The sequence below is a fragment of the Marinomonas sp. ATLA20 genome, from assembly GCF_057180105.1.
This window is the reverse complement of the sequence record NZ_JBXUKU010000001.1, coordinates 405,813-431,391: the sequence shown is the minus strand read 5'-3', so window position 1 is coordinate 431,391 and position 25,579 is coordinate 405,813. Positions and strand designations below refer to the sequence as shown.

The window sequence follows — 25,579 nt, the reverse complement described above, 5'->3', positions numbered from 1 at the left end:
GATTCAAGTAATTGGCATGTTACGCAAATAAGGAGAACGAGTTTGAGCTCACACGATAAAGAATCTGCTGTCACTATTTTCAATGCCGCTATTGATGCCGTTGCTGGGTACAATGCAACCTACCGTGCCGTCGCTGAATTTGAAGGCTTTCAGCCAGATCAAATCATAGCCGTCGGCAAAGCAGCCAGCGGCATGTGTGCTGGCGCGTTAGCCGCACTCAAGTACAACTGCCCAGCGCTGTTGGTCACAAAATACGACCATACAGATCAAGCTATGTGGGACGCCAACAATGTGACCGTTATCGAATCTGCACACCCAGTGCCAGATCAAAACTCACTGGATGCTGGCCAAAAAATGCTTTCTACTGTGACGCAAATGTCATCTGGTAGTCAGTTATTACTGCTCGTTTCTGGTGGTGCATCGGCGCTATCTGAAGCCTTACCCGATGACGTATCACTGGCTGACTGGCAAAAGCTCACAGATCAAATGCTGGCTGCTGGCTACAATATCGGCCAGATCAATACCCGCCGCAAAGAAACGTCTCTTCTGAAGGATGGCAAATTATTAGCAGGCTTTAAAGGCGCTGACGTTCGTGTATTGGCTATCTCAGATGTTGAAGGCGACGACATTAGTGTCATCGGCTCAGGAACAGGCTCCATTAAGCGTTGCCCCTCTACAGCCAACGTTGCCTTGATTGGCACCAACCAAGTTGCCCGACAAGCATCCGCTGCCAAAGCGTTAGAACTTGGCTATACGGTGATGGAAAATAACGAATCGCTTTATGATGATGTGGAAATATTATCTAGCTATATCGGCAAACAACTACTTGATGCGGTGCCGGGTGTTTACATTTTTGGTGGTGAGCCAACGGTAAAACTACCAGAAAACCCTGGTAGTGGCGGTCGAAACCAAGCTCTTGCGCTTGGCATTGCTGAGCAGATCGCGGGGAAGGATAACATCCTCGTCCTTGTTGCTGGCACAGATGGCAGCGATGGCCCCACAGATGCCGCTGGCGGTATTGTAGACGGTTCGACAGCAAAAGATCTGCATGCGGTACGTGACGCGCTTAAGCGTGCTGACGCAGGTACCTACTTGCGTGAACAGGATGCTATTTTCATTACAGGCCCAACCAATACCAATGTCATGGATATTGTGATTACGATTATTCGCTAAGCATTTTCAAAACTACTAGCCAGAAGCCTCAAGTCGACTGGGCTTTTGGCTGGGAGACCTTAAATAGAGTACAAACCAGTTTTGCGTCCTTGAACATTGACCTATCTTTGCTAAATAAGTCCATTCTTTTCAACCAGAGTCTTCTATCCTTAAGGGGAGTCTAAAAAATAATAAAGGAGGCTTGTTATGTATCAAAGTATCGCTATGCCAGTGGATTTATCTCATACAGATAAACTCGATAAAGCGTTAAAAATCACTGGGGACCTTGCCAAACTCTACTCATCAAAGGTATTTCTTCTTGCCGTTACGGCATCGACACCGAGCGGTGTCGCACACAACCTTAAAGAGTTTGAAGAAACATTAAACACTTACGCAAAAATTCAAGAAAAGGCATTTGGCGTAATGTTCGAAGCGGTTGTCATTCCTTGCTCTGATCCCGCTGCTGATCTGGACAAATCGCTAAATCATTGGCTCCACGAAAATCCCGTTGACCTTGTGGTAATGGCGTCACATGTGCCTACCTTTAAGGACCATATTTTCCATGCACATGGTAGTTTTTTAGCGTCCCATACAGATAAATCAATACTGTTAGTACGTTAAATGGAGTCTCTGGGGGCGCATGACCGCCCCCTCCTTTCAAACAAGAAAAGCATCCGTATTATTTTTCAGAGCTCTGGCTTCTTTTACTGCTAGAATGTCGCATTATTTATCCGCTAATACGTGCAAAGGCAGGCTATGACCGTTCTTCTGATGACTCCACCCATGACGCAACTGAATACACCGTATCCAGCAACGGCGTATCTGACTGGCTTTTTGCGCTCTCGTGGTTATGAAGCAGTGCAGAGGGATCCTGCCATTGAGTTATTCCTGGAGATGATGACAGCCCCTGCGCTGGATATTATTCGCCAACATGTAGAAGACAACTTCGAATCATTTGAAGACGACGAACTGCCCGATGCCATTTTTACCTTTCTAGCAGAATTTGATCGCTATCGACTTTGTGTTGAACCCGTTATTCGATTTTTACAAGGCAAAGATTCCAGCCTTGCCCTGCGCATTACATCTCGACGTTTTCTTCCAGAAGGCCCTGCGTTTGATGCCATAGAACAGATGGAAGCTGTGTCTGGTGATATTCTGAAAACCGCCTTTGGTCAACTGGGTGTGCAGGACAAAGCCAAATATCTAGCGACTTTGTTTATTAATGATTTGTCGGCTGTGATTACTCAAGGCGTCGATCCGTATTTTGAAGTAAGCCGTTACGGTGAGCGTTTAGCCGCAGCCAACCCAAGCTTTGATGATCTTTATAATACATTGATGGGCGAGCCGAGCTTTAGCTCTGAGATTCTAGAACAGTTAGTCGAGCAGTACTTGGAAGAAACCCAACCCAGCGTCGTGGCGTTAACCGTACCCTTCCCCGGTAATATGCTTGGCGCGCTGCGTATTGCACAAACCTGTAAAAGCATTAATCCAGACCTGCCTGTGGTATTGGGCGGCGGTTTTATCAATACCGAGCTGCGTGCACTGAAAGACCCTCGCGTGTTTGAGTTTGTCGATTTTCTCTGCCTTGATGATGGCGAACGTCCTTTTATGACCTTGCTGGAATTTTTTGACGGCCAGCGCGAAATTGATGAGTTAGTGCGTACTTACTTCCTCTCTGAAGACGAAGATGGCGAACCATTCGTTCACTACAATGAAAACGCCGAGCTGCATGATATTCCCCAAACCGATGTCGGTACGCCCATTTACGACGGCTTGCCGTTAACCGAATATTTGTCCTTGTGCGAGATGCTCAACCCAATGCACCGCATCTGGAGCGACGGACGCTGGAACAAGTTAACCATTGCTCACGGCTGTTACTGGCGCAAATGCAGCTTTTGCGATGTGACACTGGATTATATCGACCGTTACGACGCAGCGGGTGCCGATATTCTAGTGGATCGTATCGAAGAGCTGATCGAAGAAACCGGACAAACGGGTTTCCACTTTGTCGATGAAGCCGCGCCGCCAAAGGCGCTGTTTGCCTTAGCAAGACGCTTAATCGAACGCGGCGTGGTGATCAGTTGGTGGGGCAATATTCGTTTTGAAAAAACCTTCACGCCAGAGCGTTGTCAGTTATTGGCGGATTCTGGTTGTATCGCCGTCAGTGGTGGTTTGGAAGTGGCGTCCGATCGATTGCTTAAGCTGATGAAAAAAGGCGTCAGCGTCGAGCAAGTGGCTCGTGTCACTAAAGCCTTCAGCGATGCGGACATTCTGGTGCATTCTTATTTGATGTATGGCTTCCCTACACAAACCGAACAAGAAACTATCGATGCATTAGACATGGTACGTCAGATGATGGCGGAAGGCTGCTTTCAATCGGCTTTTTGGCATCGATTTGCAGCCACAGCGCACAGTCCAATTGGTATTAATCCAGACGAATATGGCATTACCTTGGCTGAACGCCCTGATATTTTGTTCGCGGAAAACGATGTGGATTTCACCGACCCGACAGGCACAGATCATGACATGTTAGGCGACGGACTGCGAAAAGCGCTCTACAACTACATGCACGGCATCGGTTTTGATCAACCAATGGACTTCTGGTTTAATAAACCAGTGAAAACGACTTTAGTAAAACCGAATTTGATATCTAAAGCCTTGAACGACCTGATCGTCAGCCATTAAAGCTGACGATCATTCGTAGACAGCTCCTCCTACTTTCAGATTTCTGGCTGTAAGAAGCTGTCAGAGCGAGGCTTATTGGATTGACGCTCGTGCAAGAAGATATACATTGCTAATACAAACAGTACGACACCCAGCCCGCAGATCAACAAATACACATTAGATAAACTACCAGTCGCATCATAAATCATCCCCGCCAAGACATTGCCAAGAGCACCACCCAGTCCAAATGTCACCATGCCAATACCGTTGATCTGCATGGTCGCTTTGGAAGAGTATTGTTTGCTTATCCAGCCAGCAATAATGCCCCAAATAGGAAAATACATCATGCCGTAACCAAAGCCTGCAAGCATAACAAACTGCTCGGGGCGATAAGTGAAAGCCAACAACCCTAAAGCAAAAATGCCAAAAATAACCAAAAGCGTGACACTAGGGCCTTTCTTATCCGCCAGCTTTCCAACAAAGAAACCTGCGATCATGCCCGTTAATCCAATGATGCTCCAGGTGTACCCCCCTAATGCTGGCGGTAAAGATAACTCCGCCAAATAGGTATTCAACCATGTGGTAAACGTCATGGTTGATGCACCAACCAGTAACAATATCAAGCAAGCAAGAAAAGCAGTGCGTTCACGCAATACGGTTTTAAACAACTGCCGTGTGCCCATTGCGAAAGTAACATCAATGTCTTGATCCTGTGCTTGAGAGCGAACGCTTTTAAGCAACCTAAAGGTGACTAACAAGGTAATCAGTCCAAGCACCGATGCAGCCATCCAACCGCTACGCCATCCCAATAGTGGAACAATCAGTAAAATGATCAAACCGTTAACGCTATAACCCCAAGCGGTACCGCTTGAAGCAATAGACAGGTTGGTTGCGGTTCGATCTGGGCGACCATAGCGAGTGACCAATTCCACAATCGACCCCCAGCTAATTGCCGCGCTCGCCGCCATCACGGTGAGAACAAAAATCATGATTGTCGTATTATCTAGCCATGCCATGGTAAACAGCAAAGACGTGGTTAAGCTACCCGTGATCAATAACAATCGACCCGAATCTAAACGCGGGCCAATCACTCCCAATAACATGGCGCCAACAAGATAAGACACTTGTGTCAACGCCCCAGCAAGGGCGAGGTGCCAGCTATTTATATCAACAGAGCCTTGCATCATTGGCACTAATGCCGCAAACAAAAAAACGCCAAAGCCGTGACTGATAACCTGATTAAAGCCGAATGTTATTGGAATGCGCATCACAAACTCCTTGCTTAAACACCTCTAAAGGCATGTATAAAAAACAATCAATGGCGCCATATTAGGGGCTTGCTTTTATTCGGTAAATCGATAAATATTCAACTCTACGTTCAACTATATTGAAAACTAAACAATGCGTGATTTACCGATAAATTTACTTCGCACTTTTATGGTGGTGGCTGAGACGCTAAACCTGACTGAAGCAGCCAAACAGCTGCACAAAGCGCCATCGACAATTAGTATGCAGCTCAATCGTTTGGAGGATTTAATCGCCAACCCACTTATGGAACGTGGTCAACATGGTGTGCGATTAACGGCTGTCGGAGAGCAATTAAAAGCGCATGCTCAACAGCTTTTAAATCTGCATGATCAAATTATGGGTTCGTTTCAGAATATGGACATCAGCGGTGTGGTTCGGTTGGGAACTCATGATCAATACGCCAGCCGCACGCTTGCTCCACTTTTGCAGGACTTCATTTTGAGCTACCCGGAAGCAGAGCTAGAAGCGGTTTGTGATTACCGTCCAGATTATTTGCTGGAGCTTTTGGACAAAGGCAAGCTTGATATTGCTTTAGTTGAAATGCTGGCTGATACCGAAGGCGGCGTTCGATTGCGCCGTGACGAATTGGTTTGGATTGGGCCAAAAAATCATTTTGTTCATACTCAAAGCGTACTGCCATTGGTGGTATTTGCAGAGGGTTGCAAACACCGTCAATTTGCCTGTGAAGCACTCGACAATGCTAAGATTCCTTATCGCATCGCCTTTACCAGCCAAAGCCGTTCAGGCGTTCTAGCAGCGGTTCGTGCTGGCGTGGGAATTGGTATTGTCCCCTACCATACTTTAGAAGATGATTTGGCTATTTATGAGGACTTGCCTACTCTTCCAGACATGGAAGTGACGCTTTTCACATCACCAAAAGCCAATGAGGCAACGCGACGTTTAGAAAAAATCATTGTCGAAAACTCGATCTTTAATCCACTCATGATAGGTGCCAGATACTAAGACAATTCTGCTCAAAATCTGCATTTTATTGCGAGATTCTTTTTTCTGCCGGTACCTTTACAGGCTACTGTCTTACTTTTAAAAAACAGTATGTTACTCTGTTTGCACTATGGCTGGACTCTAGGGAGAGTTGTATTGTTTAAACCAAACTATTATTTATTGGTCACTGCCGTGTTTATTTTGCTGGTTATTATGACTAGCAATATTTATTTCCAGCTCGCTTGGGCATGGTTCGCCTTGTCTTTTTTCACCGTCAGTCTTGCCTACCTTCTTAACAAACCCACTATTTTTCGTAAACGCTCCGATGGCTCGGTACCCGTTTATATTCGCTGGGTATTCATGCCGTTTTTGTGGAGCACACAACTTTATAATAGCTGGGCAAGAAGCACGGATTCTGTTCCTGCGTTGCAAAAAATAGACGAAGGCTTGTACCTTGCTCGACGTTTATTTCCTTCTGATATTCACCAAATTAAAAGCGAAAACATCAATGCCGTCTTAGATGTAACGGCAGAATTTAGTTCTTTAAATTGGGTGTCTTATCAAACTGATATCGATTATTTAAACGTTCCAATACTTGATCATTCAGTTCCTTCCGATACACAGATACATCGAGCGCTGAACTGGATACACACTCACCGTAAAACGGGGCGTTCGGTGGTTGTACATTGCGCGTTGGGGCGTGGTCGCTCGGTATTTATGATGGCAGCGTATTTACTAAGCCAGAACCCAAAGTCGTCCCCCGATGACATCATGGATAAAATTCGTGGAATCCGTCAAACAGCTCGGCTTAACAAACGTCAGTTTAAATATTTAAAACGTGCCTTGGATAATAAGCTGTTAGTGGTGCATAACTCTGCTTGGTTAATCGCCAACCCTGTGTCTGGGACGCGCCAATGGGAAGAGCAAAAAGACGTCATTTTGCGATACTTATCAGCCTATTTTGATGTCACAGTGAAAACCACCACACCAGAGAAAAATGGCACAGCATTAGCCAAAGAGGCAGTTAAAGCCTCGCCGGATATGATCATTGCTTGCGGTGGCGATGGCACAGTCACCGAGGTTGCTGCAGCCATGGTGGGCTCTAATATTAAGCTGGGCATTATTCCGTTTGGCACCGCCAATGCGTTAAGTCATGTATTGTGCGGCACCATGTCAAAAATCGCGCCATTGGAAACCATTTGCTTGAATCTAATTGATGGCTGCGAGCAACGTATCGACACAGCAACCTGTAACGGTGAGTTAATGCTATTGCTGGCGGGCGTTGGTTTTGAACAACAAATGATTGAAAAAGCCGATCGCAGTAAAAAGAATACCAGTGGTCAGCTCGCTTACTTGAAAGGTTTATGGGAAGCCATTGGGCAGAACGATGTCCATGAGTTTACTATTCAGCTAAATGACGATGAGCCTTTTACCATCAAAACACCAAGCCTAACCATTGCTAACGCCGCACCTATCACCACTTTGTTAGCACAAGGCAAAGGTGTGCCTAATATTATGGATGGCGAACTGGATTTAACTTGGTTAGATCCTGAGCGTATGCAGATATTGAACTTAGCGGAATTGGCCATGCTTGGCATGGGCGACAGAAACGAAGACAGCGACTTACCAGAAGGTAACAATGGTATTTTTCATCGTTCCGCACAACGTGTGACCGTGGATATCAGTCAAGTTGGTCATTATGTGGTGGATGGTGAAGAACGCGAAGCAGAGAAACTAGAAGTCATCGTTAGCCCTAAATCCTTAAGTGTCATCGTTCCTGAGTCGGTTATTAGCGAAAAACAAAACTAGTTGCGCATAAGCAATTTAATAAAAAGCCAGCATTCACTCATTGAGTCAATGCTGGCTTTTTTTGCTTAGCGCTTTAAGAAATTAAGCTACGACACCGTATTCCAAGGCAATTGCCCTGGCGCGGCATCAACAAAGTTGAAGTACTGTTCTAGCTGGTCAATCAAATCTCGAATGACTTCATCTTGGCTGCAGCCATAGAGTTCATAACCCAGAGCACCATTGCGAATATACACATCCGCTTGCCAATGCGTATCGTATTTGGAGTTCTCACTGTGCGCCTCTGGTATTTCATGCTCTGTCGCCACGACTTGGTAATAGAAGTCCAATTTTTCGTCACGCTCTAGCTGGAACGTCACGCCATTTTCCTCTCGGGTGATATTGGCTTTCCACCCATGAGTTGCTAGCTCTTTTTGTACTTCTTCCATCGCCGGTTCCACCACATCTTTAATAAAGTGTGTCACCTTGGCTTCACCAGGGAATTTAAACAGAGTGCTTAAACGTTTACGCCAGCTGCCTTCATTACTGAATGCTCGTCCTGGTGTTGCTGCGGCTTCCACGGCTGCGCCACGGTGTCCTTCAATCACCAAGGCTCGCCATAATCCCAGTACCGCCACCAGCATGATGATAGCGAAAGGCAGTGCCGCCAGAATACTCATAGTCTGCAAGGCACCTAACCCACCAGCCAGCAATAAGGTAGCAGCAATGATACCTTCAAGAGACGCCCAAAAGACGCGCTGCCAAACCGGTGTTTCTAATGCGCCACCAGAAGCCAATGAATCAACGACTAAGGACCCCGAATCCGAAGAGGTAACGAAGAAGGTAATAATCAAAAAGACGGTAACCACAGATAGAAACGTAGACCAAGGCAATAAATCATAGAACTGAAATAGTGCCACCGAATGATCGGCTTGCACTTCGCCAATCAATACATCTTTACCCTGCTCCATAATCAAATACAGGGCGGTATCACCAAAGATAGCAAACCATAGGAAAGTAAACAGCGTCGGAACCGCAAGCACACCGAAGATAAACTGACGAATAGTACGACCACGGCTAATCTTGGCAATAAACAAACCGACGAACGGTGCCCAAGCAATCGTCCACGCGAAGATAAACAGCGTCCAGTTACCAATCCAATCACTTTGCGTATAAGCCTGTAGATTAAACGTACGCTCTACAATGTTGCTGAGATACGAGCCAGTGTTTTGTACGAAGGCATCAAGAATATGAATACTTGGGCCGACGAAAAACACAATCACCATGATAAAGACAGCCAAGCCCATATTCAAAATCGAAAGGTTTTTGACACCCTTATCCATACCCGCAACCACAGAACCAATTGCAGCAAGCGTAATTAAACCAATGGCGGTGATTTGCACCGTGGTGTTAATCGGTATGTCTTCCCAAAGGTAATGTAAACCCGCGTTGATTTGAGTAACCGACAAACCCAGCGTGGTCGCCAAACCAAATAAAGTACCGAGAATGGCAAACACATCGACAATATGACCGATAGGCCCGTAAATACGATCACCAATCAGGGGGTATAGTGCAGAGCGCACCGACAATGGCAAACCATGGCGAAAGGCAAAGTAAGCTAGAACCAGCCCCATCAGGCCGTAAATGCCCCAGATATGTAACCCCCAATGGAAGTAGGCAATCTGCATGGCTTCACGAGCGGCACCAATGGTTTCGGCTGTGGCATTCGGTGGTTGAGAAAAGTGTAAGACAGGCTCAGCCACACCAAAGAACAACAAGGCAATCCCGTAACCTGCGGAAAAAAGCATCGCAAACCAAGCGGGAAAACTGTATTCAGGGTCTCCATGGTCTGGACCTAAACGTATATTGCCCCAACGACTGAAGCCGATACAAACCAAAAATACGAGAAAAATGGCGGTGGCCAACATATAGAACCAGCCAAAGGTTTGTGTCACCCAAGCCAATGCACCTTGAAATACTTCTCCAGCTAACTCTGGATTACTTAGAGTTCCAACAATAAGAAATAAGGTAACAATCACGCTTGGGATGAATACCGGTAGCAGTATTGCCCCCGTTGCCGTCTTCTGTGAATTGGTCATAAAAGGTTCCTCCTCTTTTTATACCCTGACAAAAGAAAAGAGGAATAGCAACCCGAGAGGCCAATTATAATTAGACATCTAAATATTTTTATAAGAAAAAGTGTCCATTAAATAGGCACAAAAAAGCCAGCATGGATCCCTAATCTATCCATACTGGCTTTACAATATTAACAATAATAAGCAACGCTTATGCTAAGTTTTTGCCTTGATACCACCCATATAAGGTAAAAGCAAATCAAAGGCTAAAGCGCGGCCTCTCAACCTATATCAATTAATGTTGAGCAGCGACTTGTAGCGCCTTCATTTCATCATGGCACTCTTTCATTCTGACTTTAACTCGGCGTAGCGTCACTTCGCAATCTTGAGTCTGGTTTCTCTCTAGCGCAAGATCAAGCTCTTCTAGCACCTTGTCTTCCACTTCTTCAAGCTGATCGACATAGGTAAAAGCCGTGGATTCGCTGGAGATTTTAGACATTAACTTAGTGTAAGACTGACGTGCTTTGACCAAGTTATTGGTATCGGTTTCTACTTCACCTTGCTGAACAACAGCAAACGGTTGAAGCTCTGCGACGGATTCGGATTTAGCACCTATCATGCGGTCAAAAAAAGCATTATAAGTTGTGTCGTCTAGTTTGGTTTTCGCTTCTTGGTAGAATTCAATACCGCCGTTCATTACTTTAATAATGTCTGTAATGTGGTGGGCTTGTGCAGTTTGATTTTGCATATGTTCCTCCTAATTAGCGTTACTTTTATTCCGTGTTCCTACATACATACTTGGCGATAGCTGGATTAAAAACAACCGTATTCCTGTAGATGCACTTAGACTGCACCTTTTTTGCAAAAAACTACGCGACGATATCCCCCCTCAGAAAAACCGCATAATAAACGTTGAAAAGGCGTTACTAGAGTACTTAGCACCACCTCAAACAATAACCAAACTTATATTGGCAACCGTGTTGATGCTTTAAGCTCTCGCAAGGAGATATTCGAAGCGATTGCTGAAACGCCAGGTAACTTTCTGAGAACCTGATCCACAAAGCGGCTGTAATCATCTAAATCTTTGGCAACCACTTGCAGCAAGAAGTCCGCCTCACCTGTGGTGTTATGACAAGACAAAACATTGTCACACTGCTGGATCATCTGTTCGAAAGTTTGAGTGATTTCTGCATCGTGCTGATTACAGGTTAACTGCACAAATGCCATCACACCAAAGCCTAATTTACGTCGGTCAAGGTTCGCCTGATAATCGGTAATGATGCCCTCTTCCTCTAGGCGTTTTAGCCGACGCCAACAGGGTGTTTCACTTAATGAAAGTTCGCTGGCTAATTTTGCGTTAGTCAACTTGCCGTCCTGCTGCATACGTCGAACGATATCAGTGTCTACCTTATCCAAAGCCTTCATTGAAAGATTTCCCTCTTAAAAACCAAATATCTGAAATAGTATTTCTTAAGTTCGCCGATATACAAGGAAAAGAGCAAGGTAATTTCTTCTATATTCAGTAGTCTATTAGGCTGACGTATTGATCACCAAAGGAGAACACCATGAAAGCCGTTGTCTACGAAAGCTTTTCAGCCACACCTAAAATTATGAATGTCGAAGATCCAACGCCAGAAAATCATGGCGTGGTGATCAAAGTTGAAGCGACAGGTGTTTGCCGCAGTGATTGGCATGGCTGGATGGGACACGATCCAGACATTGTGCTGCCACACGTTCCAGGTCATGAGTTTGCAGGTGTTATTGAAGCCGTAGGCAAAGATGTTCAGCGTTTTAAAGTCGGTGACCGAGTTACTGTGCCCTTTGTTAGCGGCTGTGGCTCTTGTCCTGAATGTCACGGTGGCAATCATCAAGTCTGTGGTAATCAAACACAACCAGGATTCACTCACTGGGGCTCTTTTGCCGAATACGTCTCTATTCACAATGCGGATGTGAACCTTGTTACCTTGCCAGAAAGCATAGACTTCACCACAGCGGCTAGCCTTGGCTGTCGCTTTGTGACCTCGTTTAGAGCGGTTGTCGATCAGGGTAAAGTCAGTGCAGGACAATGGGTGGCGGTGCATGGTTGTGGCGGTGTTGGCTTGTCAGCCATCATGATTGCCAACAGCATTGGTGCCAATGTGATTGCGGTGGACGTGACAGACGACAAACTTGAATTAGCAAAAGCCCTAGGCGCTTACGCGACCATTAATGCCACCAGCGTGGCTGATGTAGCAGAAGCAATTAAAGAGATCACCCGTGGCGGAGCTCATGTATCAATCGATGCTTTAGGCCACCCAACAACCTGCATAAACTCCATTAAGAGTTTAAAAAAGCTAGGCAAGCACGTTCAGGTCGGCTTGCTGTTAGCGGATCAAGCCACACCGCCCATTCCGATGAATCTGGTTATTGCTCACGAGCTAGAAATTATTGGCAGTCACGGCATGCAGGCGTTCCGTTACGATGCCATGTTGTCGATGATTAAGTCAGGAAAACTCAGCCCAGAAAAACTACTTGGCCGCACCATCAGCCTAGAAGAATCCATTGCAGCGCTAACCAACATAGACAAGATCAACCCACCGGGCGTGACTGTCGTTACACGTTTTTAACCTCTGTATCGCATGTAAAAAAAGAGCACTTACCCTTGAGGGCTGCGCTCTTCTCTATTTAGACGATTCGTTTGTTCAGAGAATCCTCTGATACTAACCGTTATTAGCTCTGTTTGGTTTCTAAATGCATTTCAGACTGATTACCCGCATTAGGATCATTGTAGACACTTTCGTCTAACTGTCCTTCGCTCTTAGCAACCACAGTAGACACTACAGCATCACCAGACACGTTAACCGCAGTACGAATCATGTCTAACAAGCGGTCCACACCCAAAATCAAGCCAATACCTTCGATTGGTAAGCCTACTTGAGCAAACACCATAGACAGCATAATCAAGCCAACACCAGGAACGCCTGCGGTACCAATCGATGCCAGTACAGACATTAAGATCACCGTTAGGTAACCCATCATACCAAGCTCTACATTATAAATATTGGCAATAAAGACCGTCGCGACACCCTGCATAATGGCAGTACCATCCATGTTGATGGTCGCACCAAACGGTACAGTAAAAGACGCTACCGAGTTTTTCACGCCAAGGCGTTTTGTCACCGCACGCAAGGTAACAGGAATCGTCGCGTTTGAGCTGGATGTACTAAAAGCAAACACTTGCGTGTTACGCATTTTCTTCATGAAAGTAATTGGGCTCAAGCCAGACAAGACTTTCAGGATCACTTGCAAAGTCACAAATAAGTGGAAGAACAAGACGCCAATTAACACTAAGACATAGCCTAACAACTGAGCGAGTAAATCCATCCCCAAATCGGCTATCGCTCTAGCGATAAGACAGAACACGGCATACGGCGCCACTTCCATAATAATGGTGACCATCTTCATCATTATGTCGTTTAATGACTCAATGAAATCGCTAACAACCTTAGCTTTTTGTCCTACCATTAAGATGCTTACACCAAACATGATTGAGAAAAAGATCACCGGAAGCATGTCACCTTGCGCCATGGCGCTAATCGGGTTTGAAGGAACGATATTAATCAATACCGTCGATAATGGTGGGGAGTCTTTCCCTGTGAAGGTCACAGAGGACTCGGCATTCATGCCTTCACCAATACCAAAAGCGGTGGCAATAGTCAGCGCGGCGGCAATGGCAATGGCCGTTGTCAGAAGATAGAGAACGAAGGATTTAGACCCAATCCTTCCCAGTAACTTTATGTCACCTATACCGCACACACCACAAACCAATGAGAAGAAAACCAAAGGTACAACAAGCATTTTCAGAGCGTTAACGAACATAGTACCAACGACTTTAAACAAGCCATCCGTTAAGTAACTGTTCGCCCATGTCCCATCGGCATTTAGCCCCGTTAAATTGAGGATCAAGCCAACAATGATGCCGAGCCCCATCCCAAGTAACACTTTAAACGTTGTATTCATAAGACTCTCTCATTCCATTTGTTATCGTTGTTTTAGCCAGAAAATTATTGCAGCGCTAAAATAAAAGTCACGCATAGTACATGCCATTATAGTGCATAAAAACCATTTTCTTTGGTTTGAAAGGAAAAGACTGCGTCACTTTACAGAGGAATGAGAGCAAGAAACATACATTAATGACATCTTATAGACACCATAAAAAAGGCTTAAAACAAGCCTTCAAGCCTCGCAAAAAGCCAGCACGTCTTTAAGCGGTAGAGGATGACAGAAGAAATAACCCTGAATTTTTTGTGCGCCCAATTCTTGCAGCACTTCTAGCTCCGCTAATGTCTCCACTCCCTCGCCTAATACTGTGCTTTTGGTTTCTTTGGCGAAGCCAATGAGGGCGGCAACCAAGGCTCTCTTTCTATGATCTGAATTGATATTAGCGATTAGGCTTCTATCTAATTTAATGATATCGGCCTCCAGCTCCAATATATGCTGGAAGCTGGCAAAACCGGCCCCAGCATCATCAACGGCAAGGCGCATTCCTCGATCTCTAAATGGCTGAATCGCGCTCCGAAATGCATAGTAGTCTTCTATCGATTCACGCTCGGTTACTTCTAGAATAATACGGTGCAAAGGGGCTTTGTCTAACATGGTTTGAAGATAAGGCGAGGCAAGGTACTTAGGAGAAATATTGAGCGTGATGTAATATTGCTCTGGAATACTGGGCAGAAGACTTAACGCTTCTTCAATGGCAAACAATTCCAACGCTTCACCAACACCAGACACATTGGCTTGATTAAACCAATAATCAGGCGAACGATATGGCTCGGTTTGAAAACGTGATAAACACTCAAAACCTTTAATGCACTTACTTTTAACATCATAAATCGGCTGGAGTGCAACGGTCAGTCGTTTGTTATTAATAATATCGAAAACATTATCTCTTGCAGACTGATGCAATTGGCTCTCGTTCAGATCTTTTTCAATATTACGCGCCGCAAACTTAGCAAACAGCGTTAATATAGAAAGATCTTTATTCGTCAATGACTCATCTGCTTTTTCACTGAAACAACACAAGGTGCCATAAAGAGAATCATCAGAGAGATAGATAGGCACACCAATATAACTGCCTATATTTAAAATTTTTGTTACCGCTAAGGCTTTGGTGATTTCGTTCTGCGATGTATCAGGAATAATTTTCGGCAGTTTTTCTTCGGCAATTAGCTGGCAATAAGTTTCTTCGTTTTTATCCTTGTGGCCTTTATTGAGTGAGCCATTACAAATGTCTTTTTTGTCGACATGTAACATTTCACGATGACCATTATGAAAACGAGACAAAAAAGCGATATCCATTCCTAGATGCTGTCGCATAGTTTGTACTAGATACTCCAAATCGTTACTAAAGGAATTGACTAAGAGCTCCGCGTCCATTCTGCTTTGATTCTGAACACCCAAAATAGACATCATTAAATCGACGCTATTATTTATTTTTGCTGTGTTTGTCTCGAACACCTTCTACCTCTAAGAAATGGTTTTATATGTATTAGGCATGATGAAGTTCACCCCAAGACGTAGATAAAGCATACCAAAAGCACTAAATCTCTTACCGTATTTTTTCCGCGCCAATATGTAATCAAATGAGTCTAGCGTTTTTTTTCAAAACTATTGCGTAAACAAATGAATAGTTAAGTAAACAGATCAAAGATAATTTAACATTCGCGATTGTTATAAAGTTTTTTTATAGAAATTGATGGCTAAATATTTCTCACTTTTCAGACGGTAGTATTACTCAATACATGTCATCTTCCTCCTTAAAGCCACTTTTTCACCATTCTAATTTTCCCATTTATCCACTTAACTTCCCTCTTTGCGCCTTTGTAAATAGCCACTTAAGGTGCTTTAATTCCCCTATTCGCTGACACCTCTTTTCATTCAAGTCTCAGCGTACATTAACAATTCAAAAAGGACATTCTATGGTTACCGCGATTATCATGCTTTCTGTTGAGAAAAAGTACATCAACCAAGTCGCTGAAAAATTGGCTTCTATTGAAGGTTTATCTGAAGTGTATTCAGTCAGCGGTTCATACGACATCACCGCTATTGCACGTGTGCAGACCAATGATCAATTATCTGAATTGGTGACACAGCATCTTGCACAGATCGATAACATTTTGAAAACAGAAACTATGCTGGCGTTTCGCGCTTATTCAAAACACGATTTAGAAGGCATGTTTTCTGTCGGCGTTTAAGTTTAAAACTCTCTTTGGAGCGAACTGTTATGAGTCATCTTCACGCTGGATCTTGTTTGTGTGGTGCAGTTAAGTTTGAGTTAGAAGGGGAATTTAAGAAGTTTTTCCTTTGTCATTGTAGCCGTTGTAGAAAAACATCTGGCACGGCGCATTGTGCCAATCTATTTGCTCCAGGCGCTACGTTAAATTGGTTAAGCGGCGAAGATAAACTCAGCTTTTATCGATTAGAAGACACGAACTTTGCTCGTACATTTTGCTCTGTTTGTGGCTCCAATGTCCCTACCGATGCGAAAGCTCGTGGTTTGGTTGTCGTACCGGCAGGTTGCTTAGATACAGATGTCGATATAACGCCACAGGCGCACATATTCCTAGACAGCAAAGGCAACTGGGATGAGAGCTTAGGCGATATTCCTACATTCGACGCTATGCCAAACTAACCTGATGGCAATAATCTAGCAGCCTATGCATCTGTTTTATGCTGCTAGAGAGTTTGCTGAATTGGATAAATAATCGCCTCTTCTAAACGTAATGGCTTCGCAAAGTAATATCCTTGCAAATAATCACAGCCAAACTGCAACAATAAATCGGCTTGTTGTCTGGTTTCAACGCCTTCTGCGACAACCGTAATTCCCAATTTGTGAGCCATGGAAATAATGGCTTCGCAAAGGGAAGAAGAGGAGGACTCAGGACCCAGTGTTTGCACAAAACTTTGGTCGATTTTCAAGAAATCAATGTCGTAATTCATTATGTACGCTAATGATGAATAACCTGTACCAAAGTCATCTAACGCCACTTGTATGCCATTTTTTCTGAAGTCTAATAAAACTTGACGAGTATGCTCATCCAGCTCCATTAATAGATTTTCGGTGATTTCTACTATCAAACCATTCGTTTCATCTGTTCCATGATTTGACTCACCAGAGTCGGTCATCAAGCTCGATAAAAACACATTGGCACCTTCACGGCGATTTAAGAGCTGCAATGGAGATACATTGACCCCTATCTGCACATCCTGTCCACGAGCAATTTGTAGTGTAGATAATGCCGTCTTCGCTTCTTGAATGACCCAATCTCCAATATCTATGATAAGACCGGACTCTTCGGCGGCAGGAATAAATTGATCGGGGCTAACAAGGCCTTTTTCTGGATGATTCCAACGGATTAAGGCTTCAAATTTTGATGCCTTACCGGCTTGATCGACTATGGGCTGATACACCAAAAAGAACTCATCATTTTTTAACGCTTTATTTAAGTCTTTAATCAACTCGACTTTATCTAACAGTGCCTGCTGCAAGCTCCAATCAAAGCGTTTAACACAATTCCGACCACTGGCCTTCGCATGATACATAGCTTGATCCACGGCCCCCATTAAGGCTCGACTGTCACGCCCATCATCAGGATAAACCGCCACACCGCAACTTGCTGACACCATCACATTATCATTGAATACAAAATAGGGTTGTTTGACGAGGCTATGAATATTTTCTGCCAACATAAGAACCTTTGATAAATCAACCTGTTGATCATCAAACAAGAAGACAAATTCATCCCCACCCAAGCGGCTAATGCACTTAGCATAAAAAGGGTATTGTATGAGGCGGTCAGCAATCTGCTGCAAAATAGCATCTCCGACTTCGTGCCCACGGGTATCGTTTATTTCTTTGAAATTATCAAGATCGAGCAAAATAACCGCTAACTTCCCATGTTGTGGATCAACTTGCGCCAAGCAATCAGAGAGTATTTGACTAAATGCATCACGATTAGAAATGCCGGTTAAACGGTCAGTTTGAGCCTGTTCAATAATGTCTTGCTCTGCTTTCTGCTTCATTGACGCCATTTCCAAGAAATGTCGCTGTAGGTAATCCATTTCCTTAACCCCAATCGGACTATTAGTCGGCATTTTTTCATTTCGACCTAACCGAATGGCCAAGTCCGTCAAGACATTTAACGGTTTTAATATTGAGCGCATAAAAAAGAAATGCATCAATATCAAAACCAATATAATCAAAACGGAAAATACCGTAGTCACCATAACGTACCGTTTATTTACGGCACTTAACGCTGTATCAACCGCAACGCCCGTTAGGAAAGTCAGTTGTACATTGCCTTCGTCATCCATTATCTGGCGCTTGTGAAATACACGACTAACGCCATCCTCTCCTCGCCAAAAGCGATCAAGTTCGGCCGGAGGAACATATTTAATGCCTGGAGGATAGGTTGCCACTGATTGGTTATTAGCATCTAAAATATACGCAACACTGCGCGGAGGTAATTGGCTTCTTTCCATAAAGGAGCGCCACCACTCTAACGAAATAACCACCACAGCAGCACCGACGACATCATTTATATTTTGCTGATTTAAAATGGGGTAAGCAAAATTAACCGTAGGCACACCTGTCACTCGATCTACTTGTACACCACTAGATGTAAAGTACTGACCATTAATCGCGTCACGAATATAACGGCGATCACTGACATCAACCGCTTGAGATAATGGCATCCCATTACAAGTAAGAATCCCATTACGATTTGGTACGCCAATGTTGACATAACTACTGTATAGCGGAAGTAACTCAACTACAAAGCGTCGGCAGTCATCAGAATCGGGGTCTTGTAAATTGGGAGAGACGGCAAGATTGGATAAAAAAACATACGCAGATTGAACCAAGTGCTCTTGAATATCAGCCACTTGATACGAAACGATGTCTGAGGCTTTAAGCACTTCATCTTTCACAACGTTTCGGCTGTAGCCAAAACTCTCATATATAAAAAGATAACATGGAAATATTATAAGGAAAGCAAGAAAGTACACCCGTCCTTTTAACGTGTTAAACATAATAGATGGTCATACCCTTGCTACTACAAAAAAATACCTTCATATCAAGCATGTTGTAGAAATAACTCCTCAATATTAAGCGAGATAAATGCATTGCCTACAATTATCAGTATAACGTTAGTTATCTGACAAATAAAAAGACATATACAACACGAATCAATATGAAACATATTACACTCAAAACTCTCACCAAATTTTACAATTGAGAAAGTCTTTTCGCGGCTTCTAATAAAGTAATTTCTTCTTTAGCAAAACACAGACGAATTATGCGTTGGTCTCTTGGCGCTTGCTGGTAAAAAACGCTCACAGGAATCGCGGCCACGCCGACTTGATCAATAAGTCATTCGCAAAACGCCACGTCGTCCAAATCACTGATCGCGCTGTAATCCAATAATTGAAAATAGGTGCCTTCACAAGGCAATAGCTTAAAACGGCTGTTAGCTAATGCGCCTCTCAATACATCGCGCTTTTGACGATAAAAGCTGGCCAAGCCAGTGCTTGCTTCAGGTTCAGCGGTTAGGTGTTCTCCCAAGGCTTGCTGTAAAGGCGTTGCTGTGCAGAAGGACACAAATTGATGCACTTTGCGCAGTTCCATGGTCAATTCCGTTGGCGCCACAACATAACCCACTTTCCAGCCCGTTAAGTGAAAACTTTTACCAAAAGACGATACCACCAAGCTACGCTTTGAAAGCTCTGCGTGTTTGTGAACACTAACAGCGGATTCACCAAAGTGGATAAATTCATACACTTCATCAGACAGGACATAAATGTCTCGGCTCGCAATAGCTTGCCATAAGGATTCTAAATCCTCTGCCAACCAACAACTTCCTGTTGGGTTATGTGGCGAATTGATTAATACCAAACGTGTCTTATCGGTAAGTAATTCAGCAAATGCCAGCCAATCAGGGCGAAAGTTTGGCGCGGTTAACGTCACTCGCTTACAAACACCGCCCGCTAAGCTCACCGCTGGCTCGTATAAGTCATAAGCGGGATCAAACAGAATCACTTCGTCACCGTCATGCACTAACGCTGTAATTGCATCAAAAATGGCTTCTGACGCACCACTGGTTACCGTAATTTCATTTAAAGCACTGACCTGACGGTCATAGTGACGCTCAATCAAACTCGCAATGGCATCTCGTAATATTGGCAAACCCGTCATAGGCGAATACTGGTTATTACCCGTTAAAATCGCTTGCGAGGCACGCGCCAATAATCGCGCATCAGGTGGAAAATCTGGAAAGCCTTGCGACAAATTAATCGCACCTTTTTCCGCTGCTAATGCCGACATTCTGGTAAAAATAGTGGTGCCGACGGATGGTAATTTGGAAGTAAGAGTAGAAGAGATGGTCACGATGTTTTGCCTCATCATATAAGGTTGGGCAGTGGAAGTCCTGAATTTGAAAGCCATTCTCTATGAAAAAATAATCCAGAGTCAAAGATTATTAATAACTCTCATTTCAATGTGATGACTCTACCCTTATTTTATTAAAAAAGGCATGCTGATAATCACTGCAGTAAAGCGTTGCTTATTCAAACGATGATAAATTTACTTCAGAAAAGGGTAAAAACAGTTTACCTTGTTAATCTAAATAGAAAATATCAGCTCGCTCTGGATGGAAAAAACGAGTGAAAAACGCGACTGAAAAAGTCAGAAGCCAAGGGATTGGAGGCTGTATCTGTATGAACTCTCACACCCGAATTGCGCTCTCTCCTGAGAGTGATCCAACACTTCTTACTCTGTTTCAGCTTACCTCGTGAAGGCAATGAATAATTGTCGCACACACTCGATTCTTACATTGCCCTAGCGATATAAACACAGCTCTAGAGATGCCTCATAGCAGCACTCTTACAGGGCTATTTCGGAAAACGTTAAAGGGAGGAACGTACTAGCGTATCGAAAACATAAGTCTTAAAGCTATTTTATGAATACCTAAGGAAGCGCAATAAACACAGGGAGGTGAGATTAATGCAAGGTGGCAAATACACAGATCTAAGCCAGTTCGCAATATTTTCATCCAAAAACAAAAAAGATAAGAGTGGAGAGAGAAATGATTATTTATGGCGTCGCGTTATTATCAATATGTACGTTAGCAGGAATTAGTATAGGTCAGATTTTGGGTCATTTAATGGGCCTTCCCGCAAATGTTGGCGGTGTTGGTATTGCCATGATCCTGCTGATTCTTATCAGTAGCTATTTGAACAAAAAAGGTTACATCGATGCAAAGACAGAACAAGGAGTCGAGTTCTGGAGTGCCATCTACATACCCGTTGTTGTCGCGATGGCAGCAACTCAAAACGTTTATGGTGCTTTAAGCGGTGGCCCAATGGCAATCCTTGCCGGTGTCATGGCGGTTGTCGTCGCATTTGCTTTGGTGCCTGTTATTGATCGCATGGGAAGCAGCGGCGATAAGACGTCAGACAATGCCTCTAAATCAACCAGCAATCTATAAGGTGACTGTATGTTCGAATCATTACTTTTAGTTAGCACGAAATACAGCTTAATTACCGGATTTGCTGTTATTGGTTTCACTATGTGGATCTCCTATTGGCTCTCAGCAAAATTGACTCATGGGCGTATTCATGGCTCCGCTATTGCTATTCTTCTTGGCCTAACAATGGCGTATTTCGGCGGTCTATTTACTGGTGGCAGTAAAGGCGTTGTAAACGTTCCTTTGTTGTCTGGTATCGGGCTGCTGGGCGGCTCAATGTTGCGAGACTTTGCCATTGTCGCAACGGGCTTTGGCGTCAAGATAGACGAACTTAAACGCGCGGGAATGGCGGGTGTTACTGCCCTTTTCTTCGGTATTTTTTCTTCTTTTATCGTGGGCGCTATTATCGCTGTGATGTTTGGTTATACCGACGCCGTCAGTATAACGACTATAGGTGCGGGAGCGATTACTTACATTGTTGGGCCTGTCACAGGCGCTGCCATTGGCGCAAGCTCCGAAGTGATTGCCCTTTCTATCGCCGCAGGTTTGGTGAAATCTATCCTTGTGATGGTGATGACGCCTTTTGTAGCGCCACTTATTCGACTGAATAACCCAAGAACGGCCATTATCTTTGGCGGACTAATGGGCACATCGAGTGGTGTGGCGGCAGGGCTTGCTGCAACGGACGCAAAGCTGGTCCCTTATGGCTGTATTACTGCCGCTTTCTACACAGCGCTTGGCTGCCTGTTGGGGCCTTCTATTTTATTTATAGCCGTCAGAACCATTCTTCCAGGCTAATTTAGCCATTACAAACAAAAACGCCAAGGCAATTGCCTTGGCGTTTTTTGTTCGCTACATCAGGTTTATGTATTACGCAGTCATAAATGGATAATCGGTATAACCTACGGCACCAGATGTATAGAAGGTGTTTGGATTAGGCTCGTTTAATTCAGCGCCCGCCTGAACACGTTCGACAAAATCAGGGTTAGCAAGAATGTCTTTACCAAACGCCACGCTGTCCGCTTGATTATCTGCTAGCACTTGATTGGCTTCTTCTGGCGAGTAGCCCATGTTTACCATCAAATGACCTTTGTAAGCCTCACGCGCAACGCTGACAACATCAGCTTGCTGCTCGCCAAAGAAGTCCGCACGCATTAAATGCAAATACGCCAAGTTAAAGCGGTTTAAATGTTCGCTCAAGAAGCGAGTCCATGCCACAGGGTCGCCTTCTTTCATGCTTTGGAAACTATTGAGCGGAGATAGACGCAAGCCAACTCGATCACTGCCAAATACCTCTGTTACCGCTTCGATCACTTCCGTTAGGAAGCGGGCACGATTTTCCAAGGAGCCACCATATTCATCAGTGCGCTGGTTAGAGCTTTCACGCAAAAATTGATCAATTAAATAACCATTGGCACCGTGAATTTCAACACCATCAAAACCTGCTTCTTTTGCATTGATTGCCGCCTGACGAAAATCTCCCACAATGTCTTTGATTTCGGCCACGGTTAATGCACGAGGTACCGTGTAGGGCTTTTTGCCTTCAGGTGTATGAGTTTCACCATCGATTGCAATCGCGCTAGCAGAAACCGCTTCTTTGCCACCATTTAATAACGGATGACAAGCACGACCACCATGCCAAATTTGCATAAATATACGGCCGCCTTTTTCATGAACGGCGTTTGTCGTTAGCTTCCAACCTTCGATCTGTTCAGCGGAATATATACCTGGATCATCACCAAAGGCTGATGTTCCCTCAGTCACCATAGTACATTCGGTGATCAACAACCCTGTGCTGGCGCGTTGAGCATAATATTCTGCCATCAAGGCATTTGGCTGATGACCAGGAGCACGTGTGCGAGTCAAAGGCGCCATGATAAAACGATTAGGTAACTCTAAGTTTCCCATTTTTACTGGGCTGAACAGGTTTGTGGCTGTGCTTGTCATTGTGAACTCCAGAATAATTTTCAATCTTTATAGAAAGGATAAACACTAGATATGGCAGTTATTTTAAAAAACAATCTCGTGCACTTTCTTTCCTGAATAGTCGTTCAAACTTCTCTTAAGAACAGATCAAAAAATAAGCACCAAGAGTGCTTGCAGGTCACCTTTTCAAGGACTATATTGCGATCATCAGACGACACTGCTGTCGCCTTTCTTTTACCCGTTTGAACACGTTTCATGTAAGGGAATTCAACTTAATGACATCCGACTCCAGCAGGCCAATCGCGCCTTTTGGCACCCTGTTAGGTATAGCGCCAGGCAATGTGCCCGTTTACTCTTCCGATTACGATTCTGCCGATGACAACGAATTACCCAACCGTCATGCTTATCGCAGTTATGTAGATGGCATTTTTATGGGGTACAAATGGCAATGTGTGGAGTTTGCCCGTCGTTGGCTGTATCTCAATAAAGGCTATATCTTTGATGATGTTGCTATGGCTTATGATATTTTTCGTTTAACGTCAGCTCGGCTCATTGCCGACGAGAGCCGCTTGCCACTGAAATCCTTTCGCAATGGCTCATTACGACATCCTGAAGTCGGTGCTCTTTTGATTTGGAACGAAGGCGGTGAATTTGAAGTTACCGGCCATGTGGCGATTGTCACTAAAGTTTTACCGGATCGCTTATACTTGGTCGAGCAAAACGTCGGCCATCAAGTGTGGGAAGAAGGCCAAGATTACTCTCGCGTGCTTGATGCGCGTATCAGCAAAGATGGTGGTTATTGGCTGCGTTGCTCCTATGGCGATGCGTCCATTATGGGCTGGGTCATCCAAACTGAAGATGACCTGCACGCAGAAAATATTGAACCAGACGACCCAGCGTTGTTTGATTTACAAATTCGCCATGTACCAAACAAAGGCCAAGCTTCTCGTGCTTGGCTAAATATAGCGAATCCAGCGGAAGAAGCCTTTGTCGACATGATGGGCGGGCACAAACTCGCCAGTCGACCGGAAGACGACTACAAATACATGGTGATGACAGAGTCCGCTGAACGAGAACTAAAACGCGCGACCAATGAATTACACGCCTTGTTTATGCACGCTACCGATTATGTGCTGCAAAACGATGATCTGCTTTCTAGCTTTAATATACCTCCTGCCTTGTGGCCTAAAATCCATCAATCTTGGGACAACCGTCGCAACCAGATGATCACCGGACGCTTTGATTTCAGCCTGTCTGCTCAAGGCATCAAGGTATACGAATACAACTGCGACTCAGCCTCTTGCTACATGGAAGCCGGTATTATTCAAGACAAGTGGGCCACGCATTATGGCGTAGCGGAAGGCGAAGGTTCTGCGACAGAATTAGTCGATGAATTGATCGAAGCGTGGAAAAACAGTGCGGTAAAAGGTGTGATTCACATCATGCAGGACACAGACTTAGAAGAGAATTACCACGCGCTTTTCATGAAGCGTACCATGGAAAAAGCGGGGCTCGATTGCAAAGTCATCAAGGGCGTCAGTAGCTTAAGTTGGGACGAAGACGGTGATGTGGTCGATGCTGACGGTGTCAAAATCCGTTGGGTATGGAAAACCTGGGCATGGGAAACGGCACTAGATCAAATCCGTGCCGAATGCGATGACGATGAGCAACGCCTTCGCGACTACAAAACCGATGCACCTCGCAGTGAGGCACCACGTTTAGTCGACGTTTTATTGCGTAAAGACGTCATGGTATATGAACCACTTTGGACACTTATTCCCAGTAATAAAGCGATTTTACCGGTATTATGGCTGCTTTTTCCCGATCATCCCTATTTATTGGAATCGTCATTTGAATTAAGCGATGCATTAAAAACCAACGGTTACGTGAGCAAACCTATTGCTGGGCGTTGTGGCTTTAACATCAGCTTGTACGATGGTGAAGACGACTTAATGGAAGAGACAGCTGGGCGTTTTGCTCATCAAGATCAAATTTTCCAAGCCTTATGGAAGCTGCCTGATATTGAAGGTTACCGTTCACAAGTCTGTACTTTTTCCGTAGCGGGGCACTACGCTGGTAGCTGTTTACGTGTTGATCCGACCTTGGTCATCACCAAAGACAGTGATTTAATGGCTTTACGAGTCATTGAATAACCATTAGTTCCATCTCAAGCTATTGATTTTAATTGTTTTTATTTAGAAGCCTTTGCCTCAGTCGATGAAGCAA

The 25,579-nt window shown here is 44.4% G+C and carries 20 protein-coding genes; 11 read left to right on the top strand and 9 right to left on the bottom strand.

The features are described from left to right. The first annotated feature begins 42 nt into the window (after positions 1–42). From AC2A4J_RS01860 to AC2A4J_RS01850, 3 genes are all read left to right on the top strand, one after another. Entirely contained in the window at positions 43–1,173 is a 1,131-nt protein-coding gene (locus AC2A4J_RS01860; RefSeq protein WP_484174678.1) for a glycerate kinase type-2 family protein, read from the top strand. 186 nt (positions 1,174–1,359) lie between these two features. After that, positions 1,360–1,773 carry a universal stress protein gene (locus AC2A4J_RS01855; protein WP_484174677.1) on the top strand — a complete coding sequence of 138 codons (414 nt, stop codon included), beginning with the start codon at positions 1,360–1,362 and terminating at the stop codon, positions 1,771–1,773. 135 nt (positions 1,774–1,908) lie between these two features. Continuing rightward, a complete protein-coding gene (locus AC2A4J_RS01850) occupies positions 1,909–3,837 on the top strand; it encodes a B12-binding domain-containing radical SAM protein (protein WP_484174676.1) in 1,929 nt (642 codons plus the stop codon). A 35-nt stretch (positions 3,838–3,872) separates the two neighbouring features. Here the strand turns inward: AC2A4J_RS01850 and AC2A4J_RS01845 are convergent, their stop codons facing one another. After that, positions 3,873–5,084, bottom strand: coding sequence for an MFS transporter (locus tag AC2A4J_RS01845; RefSeq protein ID WP_484174675.1), 1,212 nt, complete (start codon positions 5,082–5,084; stop codon positions 3,873–3,875). A 133-nt stretch (positions 5,085–5,217) separates the two neighbouring features. Here AC2A4J_RS01845 and AC2A4J_RS01840 point away from each other — a divergent pair, with 133 nt between their 5' ends. Beyond that, positions 5,218–6,087 carry a LysR family transcriptional regulator gene (locus AC2A4J_RS01840; RefSeq protein WP_255827490.1) on the top strand — a complete coding sequence of 290 codons (870 nt, stop codon included), beginning with the start codon at positions 5,218–5,220 and terminating at the stop codon, positions 6,085–6,087. A 135-nt stretch (positions 6,088–6,222) separates the two neighbouring features. Beyond that, the gene (locus AC2A4J_RS01835; protein ID WP_484174674.1) at positions 6,223–7,875 is read left to right on the top strand and encodes a diacylglycerol kinase family protein; all 1,653 of its coding nucleotides are present in this window, start codon (positions 6,223–6,225) and stop codon (positions 7,873–7,875) included. An 86-nt stretch (positions 7,876–7,961) separates the two neighbouring features. On the opposite strand, the gene AC2A4J_RS01830 is transcribed toward AC2A4J_RS01835, so the two are convergent. The 3 genes from AC2A4J_RS01830 to AC2A4J_RS01820 all read right to left on the bottom strand — a co-directional run bounded on the left by AC2A4J_RS01830 (position 7,962) and on the right by AC2A4J_RS01820 (position 11,351). Then, positions 7,962–9,950 carry a BCCT family transporter gene (locus AC2A4J_RS01830; protein WP_255827488.1) on the bottom strand — a complete coding sequence of 663 codons (1,989 nt, stop codon included), beginning with the start codon at positions 9,948–9,950 and terminating at the stop codon, positions 7,962–7,964. A gap of 271 nt (positions 9,951–10,221) precedes the next feature. Further along, positions 10,222–10,674, bottom strand: coding sequence for a PA2169 family four-helix-bundle protein (locus tag AC2A4J_RS01825; protein ID WP_255827487.1), 453 nt, complete (start codon positions 10,672–10,674; stop codon positions 10,222–10,224). A gap of 215 nt (positions 10,675–10,889) precedes the next feature. Next, on the bottom strand, positions 10,890–11,351 hold the full coding sequence (locus tag AC2A4J_RS01820; RefSeq protein WP_255827486.1) for an Lrp/AsnC family transcriptional regulator: 462 nt from the start codon (positions 11,349–11,351) through the stop codon (positions 10,890–10,892). A 140-nt stretch (positions 11,352–11,491) separates the two neighbouring features. Between AC2A4J_RS01820 and AC2A4J_RS01815 the strand changes: the two genes are divergently transcribed. Next, a complete protein-coding gene (locus AC2A4J_RS01815; protein WP_441806161.1) occupies positions 11,492–12,532 on the top strand; it encodes a zinc-dependent alcohol dehydrogenase family protein in 1,041 nt (346 codons plus the stop codon). 103 nt (positions 12,533–12,635) lie between these two features. On the opposite strand, the gene AC2A4J_RS01810 is transcribed toward AC2A4J_RS01815, so the two are convergent. Continuing rightward, the gene (locus AC2A4J_RS01810; protein WP_114412052.1) at positions 12,636–13,925 is read right to left on the bottom strand and encodes a dicarboxylate/amino acid:cation symporter; all 1,290 of its coding nucleotides are present in this window, start codon (positions 13,923–13,925) and stop codon (positions 12,636–12,638) included. A 216-nt stretch (positions 13,926–14,141) separates the two neighbouring features. Continuing rightward, the gene (locus AC2A4J_RS01805; RefSeq protein ID WP_484174673.1) at positions 14,142–15,422 is read right to left on the bottom strand and encodes a sensor domain-containing phosphodiesterase; all 1,281 of its coding nucleotides are present in this window, start codon (positions 15,420–15,422) and stop codon (positions 14,142–14,144) included. A 461-nt stretch (positions 15,423–15,883) separates the two neighbouring features. Between AC2A4J_RS01805 and AC2A4J_RS01800 the strand changes: the two genes are divergently transcribed. Both AC2A4J_RS01800 and AC2A4J_RS01795 read left to right on the top strand, forming a co-directional pair. Then, entirely contained in the window at positions 15,884–16,159 is a 276-nt protein-coding gene (locus AC2A4J_RS01800; protein WP_110574507.1) for an Lrp/AsnC family transcriptional regulator, read from the top strand. A gap of 29 nt (positions 16,160–16,188) precedes the next feature. Further along, positions 16,189–16,596: a GFA family protein gene (locus AC2A4J_RS01795; RefSeq protein WP_484174672.1), complete on the top strand. Its 408-nt coding sequence runs from the start codon at positions 16,189–16,191 to the stop codon at positions 16,594–16,596. A gap of 44 nt (positions 16,597–16,640) precedes the next feature. Here AC2A4J_RS01795 and AC2A4J_RS01790 read toward each other — a convergent pair whose 3' ends face one another. Together AC2A4J_RS01790 and AC2A4J_RS01785 are read right to left on the bottom strand one after the other, a co-directional pair. Next, positions 16,641–18,893: a bifunctional diguanylate cyclase/phosphodiesterase gene (locus tag AC2A4J_RS01790; RefSeq protein ID WP_484174671.1), complete on the bottom strand. Its 2,253-nt coding sequence runs from the start codon at positions 18,891–18,893 to the stop codon at positions 16,641–16,643. A 442-nt stretch (positions 18,894–19,335) separates the two neighbouring features. Next, complete coding sequence (locus AC2A4J_RS01785; RefSeq protein ID WP_484174670.1) at positions 19,336–20,349, bottom strand: methionine aminotransferase; 1,014 nt, start codon at positions 20,347–20,349, stop codon at positions 19,336–19,338. Between the two features lie 697 nt (positions 20,350–21,046). Between AC2A4J_RS01785 and madL the strand changes: the two genes are divergently transcribed. Together madL and madM are read left to right on the top strand one after the other, a co-directional pair. Beyond that, positions 21,047–21,448: a malonate transporter subunit MadL gene (madL, locus tag AC2A4J_RS01780; protein WP_255827480.1), complete on the top strand. Its 402-nt coding sequence runs from the start codon at positions 21,047–21,049 to the stop codon at positions 21,446–21,448. 9 nt (positions 21,449–21,457) lie between these two features. After that, positions 21,458–22,225: a malonate transporter subunit MadM gene (gene madM / locus AC2A4J_RS01775; protein ID WP_484174669.1), complete on the top strand. Its 768-nt coding sequence runs from the start codon at positions 21,458–21,460 to the stop codon at positions 22,223–22,225. A 72-nt stretch (positions 22,226–22,297) separates the two neighbouring features. On the opposite strand, the gene AC2A4J_RS01770 is transcribed toward madM, so the two are convergent. Further along, positions 22,298–23,374 carry an alkene reductase gene (locus AC2A4J_RS01770; protein WP_484174668.1) on the bottom strand — a complete coding sequence of 359 codons (1,077 nt, stop codon included), beginning with the start codon at positions 23,372–23,374 and terminating at the stop codon, positions 22,298–22,300. Between the two features lie 254 nt (positions 23,375–23,628). On the opposite strand from AC2A4J_RS01770, the gene gss reads away from it, so the two are divergent. Next, complete coding sequence (gene gss / locus AC2A4J_RS01765) at positions 23,629–25,506, top strand: bifunctional glutathionylspermidine amidase/synthase (protein WP_484174667.1); 1,878 nt, start codon at positions 23,629–23,631, stop codon at positions 25,504–25,506. Positions 25,507–25,579: the final 73 nt, after the last annotated feature.

Coding starts and splice junctions, on each gene's coding strand:
- AC2A4J_RS01855 (WP_484174677.1), top strand. CDS start 1,360: ATGTATCAAAGTATCGCTATGCCAGTGGATTTATCTCATACAGATAAA.
- AC2A4J_RS01850 (WP_484174676.1), top strand. CDS start 1,909: ATGACCGTTCTTCTGATGACTCCACCCATGACGCAACTGAATACACCG.
- AC2A4J_RS01845 (WP_484174675.1), bottom strand. CDS start 5,084: ATGCGCATTCCAATAACATTCGGCTTTAATCAGGTTATCAGTCACGGC.
- AC2A4J_RS01840 (WP_255827490.1), top strand. CDS start 5,218: ATGCGTGATTTACCGATAAATTTACTTCGCACTTTTATGGTGGTGGCT.
- AC2A4J_RS01830 (WP_255827488.1), bottom strand. CDS start 9,950: ATGACCAATTCACAGAAGACGGCAACGGGGGCAATACTGCTACCGGTA.
- AC2A4J_RS01825 (WP_255827487.1), bottom strand. CDS start 10,674: ATGCAAAATCAAACTGCACAAGCCCACCACATTACAGACATTATTAAA.
- AC2A4J_RS01820 (WP_255827486.1), bottom strand. CDS start 11,351: ATGAAGGCTTTGGATAAGGTAGACACTGATATCGTTCGACGTATGCAG.
- AC2A4J_RS01815 (WP_441806161.1), top strand. CDS start 11,492: ATGAAAGCCGTTGTCTACGAAAGCTTTTCAGCCACACCTAAAATTATG.
- AC2A4J_RS01810 (WP_114412052.1), bottom strand. CDS start 13,925: ATGAATACAACGTTTAAAGTGTTACTTGGGATGGGGCTCGGCATCATT.
- AC2A4J_RS01800 (WP_110574507.1), top strand. CDS start 15,884: ATGGTTACCGCGATTATCATGCTTTCTGTTGAGAAAAAGTACATCAAC.
- AC2A4J_RS01795 (WP_484174672.1), top strand. CDS start 16,189: ATGAGTCATCTTCACGCTGGATCTTGTTTGTGTGGTGCAGTTAAGTTT.
- madL (WP_255827480.1), top strand. CDS start 21,047: ATGATTATTTATGGCGTCGCGTTATTATCAATATGTACGTTAGCAGGA.
- madM (WP_484174669.1), top strand. CDS start 21,458: ATGTTCGAATCATTACTTTTAGTTAGCACGAAATACAGCTTAATTACC.
- AC2A4J_RS01770 (WP_484174668.1), bottom strand. CDS start 23,374: ATGACAAGCACAGCCACAAACCTGTTCAGCCCAGTAAAAATGGGAAAC.
- gss (WP_484174667.1), top strand. CDS start 23,629: ATGACATCCGACTCCAGCAGGCCAATCGCGCCTTTTGGCACCCTGTTA.